This is a genomic window from Streptomyces sp. NPDC059009, assembly GCF_042740175.1.
Lineage (GTDB): Bacteria > Actinomycetota > Actinomycetes > Streptomycetales > Streptomycetaceae > Streptomyces.
The window spans coordinates 28675-41749 of record NZ_JBHYJB010000023.1 but is presented as its reverse complement, the minus strand read 5'-3'; the positions used below and the strand labels follow the sequence as shown (position 1 = coordinate 41749).

10 protein-coding genes are annotated in these 13075 nt (G+C 72.8%); 3 read left to right on the top strand and 7 right to left on the bottom strand.

The window, feature by feature from the left end:
- Positions 1-49 precede the first annotated feature (49 nt).
- The 5 genes from ACFWYM_RS22925 to ACFWYM_RS22905 all read right to left on the bottom strand — a co-directional run bounded on the left by ACFWYM_RS22925 (position 50) and on the right by ACFWYM_RS22905 (position 6540).
- Entirely contained in the window at positions 50-1057 is a 1008-nt protein-coding gene (locus tag ACFWYM_RS22925) for a nucleoside triphosphate pyrophosphohydrolase (protein WP_384840136.1), read from the bottom strand.
- A gap of 104 nt (positions 1058-1161) precedes the next feature.
- Positions 1162-1839: a SurA N-terminal domain-containing protein gene (locus ACFWYM_RS22920; RefSeq protein WP_384840133.1), complete on the bottom strand. Its 678-nt coding sequence runs from the start codon at positions 1837-1839 to the stop codon at positions 1162-1164.
- Between the two features lie 191 nt (positions 1840-2030).
- Positions 2031-3602 carry a protein kinase gene (locus ACFWYM_RS22915; RefSeq protein ID WP_384840130.1) on the bottom strand — a complete coding sequence of 524 codons (1572 nt, stop codon included), beginning with the start codon at positions 3600-3602 and terminating at the stop codon, positions 2031-2033.
- Positions 3603-3604: 2 nt separating this feature from the next.
- Positions 3605-4246: a hypothetical protein gene (locus tag ACFWYM_RS22910; RefSeq protein WP_384840127.1), complete on the bottom strand. Its 642-nt coding sequence runs from the start codon at positions 4244-4246 to the stop codon at positions 3605-3607.
- A 110-nt stretch (positions 4247-4356) separates the two neighbouring features.
- Positions 4357-6540, bottom strand: a complete 2184-nt coding sequence (locus ACFWYM_RS22905; RefSeq protein ID WP_384840124.1) for an N-6 DNA methylase — start codon at positions 6538-6540, stop codon at positions 4357-4359.
- 290 nt (positions 6541-6830) lie between these two features.
- Here ACFWYM_RS22905 and ACFWYM_RS22900 point away from each other — a divergent pair, with 290 nt between their 5' ends.
- Positions 6831-7664 carry a hypothetical protein gene (locus ACFWYM_RS22900; RefSeq protein ID WP_384840121.1) on the top strand — a complete coding sequence of 278 codons (834 nt, stop codon included), beginning with the start codon at positions 6831-6833 and terminating at the stop codon, positions 7662-7664.
- A 112-nt stretch (positions 7665-7776) separates the two neighbouring features.
- On the opposite strand, the gene ACFWYM_RS22895 is transcribed toward ACFWYM_RS22900, so the two are convergent.
- Positions 7777-8523 carry an HNH endonuclease family protein gene (locus ACFWYM_RS22895; RefSeq protein ID WP_384840118.1) on the bottom strand — a complete coding sequence of 249 codons (747 nt, stop codon included), beginning with the start codon at positions 8521-8523 and terminating at the stop codon, positions 7777-7779.
- 116 nt (positions 8524-8639) lie between these two features.
- Here ACFWYM_RS22895 and ACFWYM_RS22890 point away from each other — a divergent pair, with 116 nt between their 5' ends.
- On the top strand, positions 8640-8813 hold the full coding sequence (locus ACFWYM_RS22890) for an antitoxin (RefSeq protein WP_384840115.1): 174 nt from the start codon (positions 8640-8642) through the stop codon (positions 8811-8813).
- Between the two features lie 157 nt (positions 8814-8970).
- Positions 8971-9480: a nuclear transport factor 2 family protein gene (locus ACFWYM_RS22885; protein WP_384840112.1), complete on the top strand. Its 510-nt coding sequence runs from the start codon at positions 8971-8973 to the stop codon at positions 9478-9480.
- A 10-nt stretch (positions 9481-9490) separates the two neighbouring features.
- Here ACFWYM_RS22885 and mfd read toward each other — a convergent pair whose 3' ends face one another.
- Positions 9491-13030: a transcription-repair coupling factor gene (mfd, locus tag ACFWYM_RS22880; protein WP_384840109.1), complete on the bottom strand. Its 3540-nt coding sequence runs from the start codon at positions 13028-13030 to the stop codon at positions 9491-9493.
- Between the last annotated feature and the right edge of the window lie 45 nt (positions 13031-13075).

Genomic DNA, 13075 nt, shown 5'->3' with positions numbered 1-13075 from the left:
TCCCCGAACCAGCCGAACCAGCCCTAGGGAGCAACCGTAATCCCGTCGGCTACGCCCCCGCCCCCTCAACAGCGCGCACCGCGTCCCGATAGGCCCGCGCGGCCCCCCGCAGCGCCGCCTCCGGGTCCACCCCCGCCGCCTCGGCCGCCACCGCGAGCCGCAGCAGCTCATAGCCCATGCCCTCCCCCGAAGGCAGCGGCACCTCAAGTCCCGCCGTGCGCACGCGCGATGCGAGCTTCGCGGCCAGGGCCAGGCCGGGCTGGCCCACCGGCACCCCGTCCGTCACCGACTCGCGGCGCTTCTCCTCCGCCTTCGTGCGCAGCCAGTGGTCCTTGACCTCCTCGGGGGTCTCGGCGGCCTCCTCGCCGAAGACGTGCGGGTGGCGGTGGATGAGCTTCTCGACGATGGTCCCGGCCACGTCGTCGATGGAGAACGGCTCCTCCCCCTCGGACTCCCCGGACGCCTCCTCCGCGATGCGTGCGTGGAAGACGACCTGCAGCAGGACGTCGCCGAGCTCCTCCCGCAGCTCCGTGCGGTCGCCGTCCTCGATCGCCTCCACCAGCTCGTACGCCTCCTCGATCGCGTACTTCGCCAGGCCCTTGTGGGTCTGCTGGGACGACCAGGGGCATTCGAGGCGGATGCGGTCCATGACCTGGACCAGGTCCAGCAGCCGGGCGCCGGGGAGGTCGTACGAGGCGGGGAGCAGCTCCAGGTCCGGCATCGGGACGCGGCCCGTACCGGCCAGGCGGGCCAGGCCGTCCGTCAACGGACGGTCGCCCTCTGCCGTGGCGATCACCAGGACCGTGCGGCCGCCCGCGCAGGCGTCGACCAGCTCCTGGGCGGACGGTGACGCCTGCTCCACCGCGACGCCCGCCTCGCGCAGATAGGGCAGCTGGGGGTGGGCGGCGTCGGCGCACAGGACCTCGTCCGCCACGTGCAGGGCCTGCCAGGCGGGCCAGGAGAGCAGGCCGGGGGCGACGCGATGGCTGGTGGTGAGGAGGATGACGCGACCGCTGGTGGGGGGAGCGGCGGCGGCCGGGGGCGTTGATGCGTTCACCCGTCGAACGTAACCCACCGCACTGACAGCCACCCGAGAAGGACGAAGGCCGGTGGCCGCGGACCCGGCTGCGTACCGGTCCGCGGACCCGCCGCGCCCGCCCGCTACACCTGGCTCTGCCCGTCCGCCGACGGCCCCGCCGTCACCTCACGCAGCCATGGCGTCTTCGCGTCCACGCGCCTGCTCTTGTTCACGTCCCACGTGCCGTAGCGCGGGTTCAGGTCGACCTTCATCTTCTTGGAGGCCGCCGTCAGGTTCTTCCAGAACTCGGCCTGGCCCTGGGGGGAGTTCATGTCGAGGCCCAGCTTCTTCGCGAGCTTGTTGGCCTCGATCTCCGTACGGAGGTTGTCGTCGATGCGGGCCGGGGCGACGTTGAACTGCTGGAGGTAGCCCTGCTGCAGGGCCTTCTCGCCGCCCGCCTGCTGGACCAGGCCCGCCCGCGCCTCCTGCACCTCGCGGCGGCTGACGTGCACGCGCGCGTCGGACGCGGCGCGGTGCAGCACACGGTCGAGGACCATCGAGTGCAGCGTCGCGCGGGTGAGGCCGCCGGACTTGGAGATGGCCTGGGCGTACTGCCGGCTGTCGGGGATGGCCTTGCGCTGGGCGGCCCGCACCTCGTTCACCCGGCTCTCCAGCTGGCTGACCGTGATGCGGTCGCCGCCGACGACGGCCGCGGCGCCCGGGTGCGCGTCGTTGCCGCAGGCGGTCAGGAGGGGCGCCGCGGCGAGGGCCGCGGCGGAGAGGATGAGGGCGGTGCGACGACGGCTGGAGCGGCGGTGCAAGGTGGCCTCCCGGAGGCGAGATTGCAAAGACGGGCGGCGCGCAGCGCCTCGGCCAGGGGTGGTGGTCGGGCGGCGGGCGGGCGCACAAAGTCCGGCAGTGATCGATGGTAGGCAGTGGCCGTCTCCTCGGCCACCTATTCGACCAACGATTTCCCGGGAGTTGAGGTACCCCGTGGAGGGCCGTACGGGGGCTATCCGCGCACCTGTCCGAGCCACTGCAGCGTCCGGCGGATCTCCGCCGGGAACGGATGGCCGTACCCGTGCAGCCGTTCCGCGTCCAGGAGCAGGCGCGCCAGGGTGTCGTGCGCGGCCGGGCGGTCGCCGAGCGCGAGCAGCAAGTGGCCCATGCGGCGGCGGATTTCGAGGGGGCGGGCGCGGTCGTCGGAGGCGTAGTGGTTCTCGTAGTGGGGCAGCAGGGCGCGGTATTCGGCCAGGGCCGCTGCCGGTTCGCCCAGTTGTTCAAGGCACATCGCCGCGTCGTGGCGGAACTGGAGGGACTGCGGGTCGGCCTGGCCGGACTCGGCGGCGCGCTCGTCGGCGAGGCGGCGCAGCTCGGGCAGGGCGCGGCGGTACTGGCCGTCGTCCATGAGCGTCGCGGCGTACTGCTTGCGCAGGGTGCGGACGACGGGTGAGTGCTCGCCGTGCTGGACGGCGGCGGCCGGGAGGATGGCGCCGAGGATGTCGACGGCCTGCGTGATGCGGCCCTCGCCGAGGAGGCGCTTGACGTCGTCGACGGCGCGCGCGACGTCCTGCTGGGGCGGGCCGGAGGGCGGTCCGCCCGGCGGGGGCGGTGGGGTGCCGGGGGTGGGCGCCGGGGTCGTGGCGCGGTCCGGCCAGGGCGCGTGCGGGCGCAGGAAGGGGCGGGTCGGGTCGAGGGGGCCGCCGGTGGGGGCCCCGCGCGCGGGCAGCAGCGGAAGCAGGTCCTCGTAGACCTCCTGGGCACTGCCGTGGCGGTGCTGCGGGTCCTTGGCGAGCAGGCGCAGGACCAGCTTCTCCAGGGCTTCGGGGACCTCGGGGCGCAGCCGGCGCACCGGGAGCGGGGGTTCGTAGAGGTGGCGGTGGAGGACGCCGAGGGCGGTGGAGCCCGCGAACGGGACGTCGCCGCTGAGGAGTTCGTGGAGCAGGACGCCGAGGGCGTAGAGGTCGGTGTACGGGCCCACGGCGCCGCCCATCGCCTGCTCGGGGGCCATGTAGGCGGGGCTGCCGATGGGGGAACCGGTGTGGGTGAGGCGGGTGGTGTCCGTGTCGATGGCGGAGGCGATGCCGAGGTCGAGGATGGTGACCGTGCCGTCCTGCTTGACCATCACGTTCCGCGGCTTGAGGTCGCGGTGCACGATCGGGACGGCGTGCACCGCGGAGAGCACGGCGCACAGCTGCGCGGCGACCGCGACGGCCCACTGCCAGGGGTAGGGGTTGTTCTCGGCGAGGTGGTCGGCGAGGTCGGCGCCGTCCACGTACTGCATGACGAGGAAGAGGTCCCCGTCCTCGGTGGGCTCGCTGCCCGCGTCGTGCACGGTGACCAGGCCGGGGTGGTCGACCTGTGCGGTGACGCGGCACTCGCGCACGAAGCGGCGGCGCAGCTCCTCGGCCTCGGCGCCCGCGACCCGGTCGGGACGCAGCAGCTTGACGGCGACGCGGCGGTCCAGGCGCTGGTCGTACGCCGTCCAGACCTGGCCCATGCCGCCCTGGCCGATGAGGGTGGAGAGCTCATAGCGCCCGGCGACGACCCGGCCGCCGGTCGCCGCACCCGTGCCTGCCGCCACGGTCAGCTGCCGCCTTCCTGCTTGCGCAGATAGTCACTGAGCTCGTCGAGTTCGGCCCGGACCTGGTGGATGCGGGCGGGCGCGGGGCGCGCGGGCGGCGGCGGGGTGTGCGGGGCCTGCTGCGGCGCGGGGTACGGCGGCTCGGCCTGGGGCGGCTGGTGGAGGTGGGTCTGGGTCTGCTGGAAGTGGACGGGGCCGGGGGCGGGGCCGGGCTGCTGGGGCGGGTAGCCGTACGACGGCTGGGCCTGGGGATGAGCCTGCGCCCCGGACGCGTACCCCATGAACTGGGCCTGCTGGAGGGCTGTTCGGCCGAAGTGGCGGATGTCCGCGACCAGGTAGTAGATGACGGCGGCGAACATCGTGCAGACCATGATGGCCATGCCCGCGTTGCCGGAGCCGGTGAACTCGTCGTCGCCCGGGTCGACCGCGATGAGCACGAGCGCCGTGCCGTCCAGGGCGGCCACGAGCCCGAACAGCACCCAGTCGTGGGCCTTGCGCGTCACGACGGCGAGCCGGAGCAGCGGCGCCCACGCGGCGAGTCCGCAGGTGATGACGGCGAGGACGACGAAGACCACGCGCAAGGTCACATGCGTGCCGCCGGAGGGCGCCGGTGGATGCGGCTGCGCGTAGCCCGGGCCGTGCATGGCTGCTCTCCTGGTGCCTGAAGAGGCCGTACCCGGTTCCCACGAAGGAACGTACGGCCGGAAAACGAACGGATGCGGGTTCGAGCGTATAGGCCGACTCCGGGGAGCGGTTAAGGGTTGTACCGAACCGTTGCCGTCAGTCCGTCGTGCAGGCCGCGCACCAACTGCTCCCCGGCGCGCCCCGCCTGGCGCAGCGCGTCCTCGAACTCGGCGAGCGCCCGGAAGCGGACGCCGTAGGCGCGCTGGCGCTCCAGGGGGATGCGGGGCAGCCGCAGTCGGCGTACGTCGAGCCGCGCCGAGGTGGAGGCGTAGCTGCTGGCCTGGCGGCGGCCCACGGCGGAGCGCAGGAATCCGGCGAGGAACCAGGGGTCGAGCGCGGCCGGGTCGGGGCGCAGCAGGGTGAGGCCGCGGCCGAGTACGGCGCCCGCCGTCGCCTCGTCCACGACGCGGGCGGCGACGGTGCCGCCGAGCAAGGGGACGACGACGTCGCCGACTTCGGCGAAGACGGGGGCCGTGTCGGCCGGGGCGGCGTCGTCGGGGGTGCCGGAGGGCGCGGTGCCGGCGCGGACGTCGTGGCCGGTGAGGACGGTGAGTGCGGGGACCTGCGGGGCGTCCACGGGGGCGCCCGTTCCGCTGCGCAGGGACAGGGCGCCCGCGCGCGCGAGTTCACCGACGGTGGTGAGGGGCCAGGAGGCGGCGTCCTCGTCCGCGCCGGGGTCCGGCGCGGGAGCGGGGGCGAGGGCGGCGGCCCGGCGCAGCGCCTCGTCCAGGTCACCGCGGACCGCGGCGAGGTCCTGGCCCACGGTGCCGGAGTCCGGGGGTGGCAGCTGCCGGGCCGGGGTCAAGTCCACTTCGTCGTCGAGGAGTTCGAGCACCGGCACTGCGCGGGCGAAGCCCTGCCTCGCGGCCCACGTGCCGTCACCGATGTGCTGGTCGAAGCCGCGCCACGCGTCGAGCACCGCGTCCCGCACCCGCGCCCAGGCGGGCCTGCCGTCCGCGGGAGCCAGGCCCGCCGCCTCCACGAGCAGCAACTCCGGTGTGGTGGGCTGCCGTTGGATGGGCTGCCGTTGGGTGGGCTGCCGTTGGGTGGGCTTGCGCAGCACCCATACGTGGAGCGGGAGGTGGTACGGGGGTGCGGCACCCGGGGGCAGGGCGATGACCGCGCGCAGGGCGCCCCGGCGCAGCAGGTCGGCCCGGACACGGCGGCCCGAACGGCGTGAGGCGGCGCCGGGCGGCATCAGGAGGACCGCGGTGCCGCCCTCCCGCAGGCGGGCCAACGCGTGCTGCGCCCAGGCCAGTTCGGACTCGGTGCGGGCCGGGAAGCCGTACTCCCAGCGGTCGTCGTAGGCGAGCTCGTCGTGGCCCCAGTTGCGTTCGTTGAACGGGGGGTGGCAGAGCACGGCGTCGGCGCGCTGGTCGGGGTAGGCGTCGGCGCGCAGGGTGTCGGCGGCCATCGTGCGCACGGTCGTCTCCAAGCTCGCGGACCGCTGAGCGCTTCCGGAACTCCCTCGGCTCCCGGGACTCCCGGCACTCCCGTGACTCCCGGAGTTCCCATGGCTCCCGGAGTTCCCGGAGCCGAGGGCCAGGCGCAGCGCGGCGAGCGCGGCCAGACCGGGGGCGCTGTCCTGCCCGTACAGGTACTGGCCGGGGACCGGTTCGACGGCGCGCAGCAGGGCACCGGTGCCGCAGGCCGGGTCGGTGACGGTGCGGGCGGGCCCGGCGAGCGCGGCCATCAGCTCGGCGGGTCCGGCCGGGGTGAGCGGGTACTGGCGGGGGTTCGCGTCGAGGTGGCGGCCGAGCAGGAACTCGTACGTCTGCCGGGTGCCGAGCCCGGCGGCGAGCTCCACGGCCGCGCGCAACAGCGGTACGGACGGCAGCAGTTGGGCGGGCTCGGGTGCCTGCACCGCCCGGCGTCTGCGCACCCCGAAGCGCGGGGTGAGCACGTCGTCGAGGGCGTCCGGCAGGAGCTGCGCCATGCGCTCGTCCGACACGGCGCTGACCCGCAGCCACTTGGGGTGCCGGTCGTGCACGAGGAGCAGGGCGCAGCCGGTGTGCAGGAGGGCGGTGACGGGGCCCGCCGGGTGGCCCGCTAGCCGCTGCCAGACCCGCTCGCGCAGGGGGACCTCGGCGAGCTTGCCCTGGTCGCGCAGCCAGCCCTCGATCTCGGCGAGGGCGAAGGAGGGGCTGGTCTCGGTGCCGCCGACGGGCCGGGGGAAGTCCGGGTGGCGGCGGCGCCAGTTGCTGACGGCGGCCCGGCCGACCCCGGCGAGCCGCGCGATCCCGGCGGCGGTCACCTCGGCGGCGCCGACGGACGTGGCGCCGCCGGACGCGGCCCCAGCGGACGCGGCACCGCCGGACGCGGCACCGATAGATGATGCGGCCCCGGCGGACGCGGCGCCCCGCGCACCACTCTGCAGACTGTCCGGCACGGACCCGCTCCCCTCGTCCACGCGCCTGGTCACGCGCGCCCGTTAACCCTACATCCACAGCTTTGCGTGTTGACGCGGTTCACAGCTCCTGCTCTCATTGTGTCCTCAACAGTCCATGGGGGGACTGCACTTAGCGCCCTTGGGGGGCAACTGCCATGCGCAGCACCGCACTTACCACGTTCACCGGTCTCGGCCTGGCCGCCGTCGCGGCGTTCGGCCTCACCGCCTGCGGCTCGGACTCGGGCGGCTCGGGCTCCGACAAGACCTCACAGGCCCCGGAGTCGAAGAAGCCGGACCCGGCGAAGGAGCCGTTCGCCGGGCTCAGCGGCAAGCAGATCAGCGACAAGGCCGAAGAGGCGACGAAGAGCGCCTCCTCGCTCCGCATCAAGGGCTCGGGCCCGAACGACGACGGCGGCCGGATCACCATGGACCTGGCCCTGGACCGGCAGGGCCGGTGCGCCGGCACGATCGGCATGGCCGAGCAGGGCTCCGCCGACCTGGTCAGGACCGGCTCCACCCTCTACATGAAGTACGACGAGGACTTCGTGCGCGCCCTGGGCAAGACCGGGTCGAAGGCCGAGACGGACGCGATGGTGCAGATGCTCGCGGGGCGCTGGGTGAAGATGAACGCGAAGAGCCCGGACGCCAAGGAGTTCGACGAACTCTGCGACCTGGACAACATGCTCTCCGACCTCACGGACGGCGACGACGACGGCGACGGCGGCAAGGACAAGTCAGTCATCCGCAGGGGCAAGGCGACCACACTCGGCGGCACCCCGGCGTTCACCCTCGACTCGAAGGACAAGGACGGGCACGGCACCCTCTACATCGCCACCGAGGGCAAGCCGTATCTCCTGAAGGCCGACGGCGTGGACAAGAAGAACAAGCCGCTGGAGATGACCTTCACGGACTACGACAAGCCGGTCCGCGCCAACCCGCCCGCGGGCAAGGTCCTCGACCTCGACGCGCTGAGCAAGCTGGGCACCTGAGCGGCCCGCCGGGCCCTACGGGACCGGCGGGTGCCTACGGGACCGGCGAGTGGCCACGGGACAGCGGGTGCCCACGCGACCGACGGGTGCCCACGCGACCGGCGGGTTCGGCTCAGCGCGCGTGGAAGCGGGGCGGTGCGACGGTCGGGCTGCCGCCGGACGGCAGCTTCTCCTGCGGGCAGCTGCCGAGCACCCGCTTCATCGCGTCCCGCTCCCCGGCCGTCACCCACAGCCCGTACTTCTTCTTCACGGCGACCTGCCGAGCGACATAGGTGCAGCGGTACGCCTTGTTCTTCGGCAGCCAGGTGGCCGTGTCGCCGTCGCCCTTGCCCCGGTTGGGGCCCGCGTCGACGGCGAGGAGGTTGAGCGGGTCGTTGGCGAGGGCGATGCGCTTGCCCGGCTCCCACTGGAAGGCGCCCTTCTGCCAGGCGTCCGAGAGGGCCACGAGGTGGTCGATGTCGACCCGGCTGCGACCGCGCGTGAAGCTCACGTCCTTGCCGGTGTACGGGTCCGGCGAGAGGGTGCCCGAGGCCACCGTGCAGTCGCCGCCGCGGAACGTGACGTCCTTCAGGTCGCGCTTGAGGATGTCGTCGCGGGTGCCGCAGCCGTTGCCGTCGGTGTCGGCCCAGGGGGTGCCGAAGCGGGCCCGGTCGTACCCGGTCTTCGGCGCCCGGCCCTTGACCGTGAGCGCGTCGACGGCGGCGAGCGCCGAACCGGCCTTCGCGTCGGGCCCGGAGCTGCCGCCCGACTTCTCGTCCTCGGCGGTGCAGGCGGTGGTGGTGAGCAGGGCGCCGAGGAGCAGGGCGGCGGTGGTGCGGGGCAGGGCGGTGACACGGGACGCGGCGGCGGTACGAAGCATGCGCGCAGCGTAGCGGCCCAGTGGTCCAGACCACGCAGGGCCTCGGCGAGCAATCGGGGCATTACGGACGTATCGTCGTTCGTGCACCACCCCCGAACGCCCGGAAGGAGCCCCCTATGGGCATCTTCGACAGGTTCAAGGACCAGGCCAAGGACAAGGCCAAGGACGTCTCCGACGCCGCGGAAGAGGAGATCAACGAGAAGACCGGCGGCAAGTACGAGGACAAGGTCAACTCGGTTCAGGAGCAGGTGGAGGACAAGCTGGGCATGGACCGCGACAAGCCCGAGTAGGCCCACCGGCACCCCCACCGGCACCCCTGTCGGCACATCCGCAGGCCGCCCACGGACCAACGTCCGGGGGCGGCTTGCGGGTTGGGGAACGAGGCGTACGGAAGCATTACCCCGGAAGTAATCGCGCGGGCCGCGCGCCCGGGGCACGATCAGTGCCATGACGACCACCGACGCCACCCAGCCCGCTCAGCCCACTCAGCCGACTCAGGCCGCTCAGCCCACTCAGGCCGCCGGCGCCACCAAGGCCCCTCAGTCCACGGACGTCGCCGAGGCCACCCGCGCCACCGTCCAGGAGTTCCTGGCCGCCCGCATGGCCGCCGACACCGAGCGGCTCACCGCCCTGTTCGCCGACGAGGTCGACTGGCTGCTCGCCGAGAACCCGGCCGTCCCGTGGCTCCGCCCGCGCCGCACGGGTGCCGAATGCGCCGCACAGGGCGAGGAGTTGCTCGCCCACGTCATCCCCGAGTCGGCGCGGGCGAGCCTCGACACCGTCCTCGTGGACGGCACCGACGCGGTGCTCTTCGGACACCTCTCCGGCACCGTCCGCGCGATCGGCAAGTCCTACGCAGGGCCCTTCTCGCTGCGCCTGACCGTCGAGGACGGCCGGATCACCCGCCACCACCTCTACGAGAACAGCCTGTCCGTCGCCGAGGCGTGCACGCCGTGAAGCCGATGGCTCACGACCCCAGGATCGACGTGAGGAACTCCCCCACCCAGCCGAGCAGTTCGCGCCCGACGAGCGGCTTCCCGCCGACCTTCGCGGTCTTCGGGCGCGGCACCAGCACCTGGTGCGCGGCGGCCTTGATGACCGTCCCGGGGTAGAGCCGCTGGAGCCGCAGCTCCTGCGACTCCCTCAACTCCACGGGCGCGAAGCGGATGTTGTTGCCCTGGAGCACGATCTCGCCGACGCCGCACGCCCGCGACAGCATCCGCAGCCCGGCCACGAGCAGCAGGTTCTCCACCGGCTCGGGCAACTTGCCGTAGCGGTCGGTGAGTTCCTCGCGTACGGACTTGATGTCCTCCTCCGTGTTGGCGGAGGCGATGGCGCGGTACGCCTGGAGGCGGAGCCGCTCGCCGGGCGCGTAGTCGTGCGGGACGTGCGCGTCGACGGGCAGCTCGATCTTGACCTCCAGCGGCGGCTGCTCATCCGAAAGCCCGTCACCGCCCTCCAGCGACGCCCGGTAGTCGGCCACGGCCTCGCCCACCATCCGTACGTAGAGGTCGAAGCCGACACCCGCGATGTGGCCCGACTGCTCGCCGCCGAGCAGGTTTCCGGCCCCTCGGATCTCCAGGTCCTTCATCGCCACGTACATGCCCGCGCCCATCTCCGTGTGCTGGGCGATGGTGGCGAGCCGCTCGTGCGCGGTCTCGGTCAGCGGCTTCTCCGGCGGGTAGAGGAAGTAGGCGTAACCGCGCTCGCGGCCACGGCCCACACGCCCGCGCAGCTGGTGGAGCTGGGAGAGACCGAAGTTGTCACCGCGCTCCACGATCAGCGTGTTCGCGTTGGAGATGTCGATGCCGGACTCGACGATCGTCGTCGAGACGAGCACGTCGAACTTCTTCTCCCAGAAGTCCACGACGACCTGCTCCAGGGCCTGTTCGGACATCTGGCCGTGGGCGGTCGCGATCCGCGCCTCGGGGACGATGTCGCGCAGCCGCGCCGCCGCACGGTCGATGGACTCGACGCGGTTGTGGATGTAGAAGACCTGGCCCTCGCGCAGGAGTTCACGCCGGATGGCGGCGCCGATCTGCTTCTCCTCGTACGGCCCGACGAAGGTCAGGACCGGGTGGCGCTCCTCCGGCGGCGTGGTGATCGTCGACATCTCGCGGATGCCGGTGACGGCCATTTCGAGCGTACGGGGAATGGGCGTGGCCGACATGGTCAGCACGTCCACGTTCGCGCGGAGCTTCTTCAGCTGCTCCTTGTGCTCGACGCCGAAGCGCTGCTCCTCGTCGACGATGACCAGGCCCAGGTCCTTGAACTTGGTCTCGGAGGAGAAGAGCCGGTGCGTGCCGATGACGATGTCCACCGACCCGTCGCGCAGCCCTTCGAGGGTCGCCTTCGACTCGGTGTCGGTCTGGAAGCGGCTCAACGCCTTCACGTTCACGGGGAATTGGGAGTAGCGCTCGGAGAACGTCCCGAAGTGCTGCTGCACGAGCAGCGTGGTGGGGACGAGGACCGCGACCTGCTTGCCGTCCTGGACGGCCTTGAAGGCGGCGCGGACGGCGATCTCCGTCTTTCCGTAACCGACGTCACCGCAGATCAGCCGGTCCATCGGGACCGTCTTCTCCATGTCCTCCTTGACCTCGGCGATGGTGGTGAGCTGGTCGGGCGTCTCCGCGTACGGGAAGGCGTCCTCCAGCTCGCGCTGCCACGGGGTGTCGGGCGCGAACGAGTGCCCCGGCGCCGCCATGCGCGCGCTGTACAGCTTGATCAGATCGGCGGCGATCTCCTTGACGGCCTTCTTGGCGCGCGCCTTGGTCTTGGTCCAGTCGGCGCCCCCGAGCCGGTGCAGCGTCGGGGCCTCCCCGCCCACGTACTTGGTGATCTGCTCCAGCTGATCGGTGGGGATGTAGAGCCGGTCCCCGGGCTGCCCGCGCTTGGCAGGCGCGTACTCCACGACGAGGTACTCCCGGGTGGCGCCCTGCACGGTGCGCTGCACCATCTCGATGTAGCGCCCTACACCGTGCTGTTCGTGAACGATGTAGTCACCGGACTCAAGGGTGAGCGGGTCAATGGTCTTGCGGCGCCGGGCGGGCATCCGCTGGCCGTCCTTGCCGGCCGCCTTCTGCCCGGTCAGGTCGGTCTCGGTGAGGACGGCGAGCTTCAACTGCGGGTCCACGAAGCCGAGTTCGATGGAGCCGCAGGCCACGTGGACGAGGGCCGGGCTGATCTCGGCCAGCTCCTTGTCCAGCCGGGCCGCGATGCCCTCACCGCCGAGCACCTCGACGGTGCGGGAGGCCGGGCCGTGCCCCTCCGTCACGTACACGGTCCGCCAGCTGTCGGCGAGCCAGCCCTTGGTGTCGGCGAGGGCCTTGGCCGTGTCCCCGCGATAGGTCTCGGGGGCGTGCATGCCGAGCTTGAGGGTGTCGTCGCTGAGGTCCTCGTCGGCGGCGAAGGGGCTCACCGACCACCACATCATGCCGAGCTCGCGGGCCCGGTCACGGACGTCGGCGATGCCCCAGAGCGAGGCGGCGCCGACATCGATGGGCGCCTCTCCCCCGCCCGCCGTGGCGGCCCAGCTGGCCTGCAGGAACTCCTGGGAGGTCGCGACGAGGTCGGCGGCCCGGGTGCGCACCCGCTCCGGGTCGCAGACCAGACCCATGGCCCCGGCGGGCAGCACGTCGAGCAGCAGCTCCATGTCGTCGACGAGGACCGGCGCGAGGGACTCCATGCCCTCGACGGCGATGCCCTCGGCGATCTTGCCGAGCAGCTCACCGAGCTCCGGGTGCCGCTCGGCAAGAGCGCCGGCCCGCTCCCTGACGTCCTCGGTCAGCAGCAGCTCGCGGCAGGGCGGCGCCCAGAGCCCGTGCTCGGCGACTTCGAGGGACCGCTGATCGGCAACCTTGAAGTACCGGATCTCTTCGACGTCATCCCCCCAGAACTCCACACGAAGGGGATGCTCCTCGGTGGGCGGGAAGACATCGAGGATGCCTCCCCGCACCGCGAACTCCCCGCGCTTCTCGACGAGTTCGACCCGCGAGTACGCGGCGGCGGCGAGCGCCTCGACGATCTCGCCCAGGTCCCGGCTCTCCCCCGACCGCAGCGCGACGGGCTCCAGGTCCCCGAGCCCCTTGACCTGCGGCTGCAGCACGGAGCGCACGGGCGCGACGACGACGGACACGGGCCCGGTCTCCGGGTCGTCACTCCTCGGGTGCGCCAGCCTGCGCAGGACGGCGAGACGCCGGCCCACGGTGTCGGAGCGCGGACTCAGCCGCTCGTGCGGCAGCGTCTCCCACGACGGATACTCCACCACTCCGTCGGGCGGAAGAAGTGAGCGCAGCGCGGCCGCGAGATCCTCGGCCTCCCGCCCGGTCGCGGTCACCGCGAGCACGGTGCGCCCGGTCTCGCGGGCCAGGGCGGCCACGGCGAAGGGGCGGGCGGCCGGGGGGCCGACCAGGTCGACGTGGTGCCGGTTACCGCCGGACGCGGCCTCCACCGCTTCGGTGAGGGCCGCGTCCTTGACTACGGCGTCGAGGAGTCCGTGCAGGCTCATGGTGTGGGCTTCCCGTCCAAGGGTGGGCAACGCGAGACGCCCGAC

Excerpts from the sequence above, each read along its gene's own strand:
- ACFWYM_RS22910 (WP_384840127.1), bottom strand. The coding sequence starts at position 4,246 with ATGCACGGCCCGGGCTACGCGCAGCCGCATCCACCGGCGCCCTCCGGC.
- ACFWYM_RS22900 (WP_384840121.1), top strand. The coding sequence starts at position 6,831 with ATGCGCAGCACCGCACTTACCACGTTCACCGGTCTCGGCCTGGCCGCC.
- ACFWYM_RS22895 (WP_384840118.1), bottom strand. The coding sequence starts at position 8,523 with ATGCTTCGTACCGCCGCCGCGTCCCGTGTCACCGCCCTGCCCCGCACC.
- ACFWYM_RS22890 (WP_384840115.1), top strand. The coding sequence starts at position 8,640 with ATGGGCATCTTCGACAGGTTCAAGGACCAGGCCAAGGACAAGGCCAAG.
- ACFWYM_RS22885 (WP_384840112.1), top strand. The coding sequence starts at position 8,971 with ATGACGACCACCGACGCCACCCAGCCCGCTCAGCCCACTCAGCCGACT.
- mfd (WP_384840109.1), bottom strand. The coding sequence starts at position 13,030 with ATGAGCCTGCACGGACTCCTCGACGCCGTAGTCAAGGACGCGGCCCTC.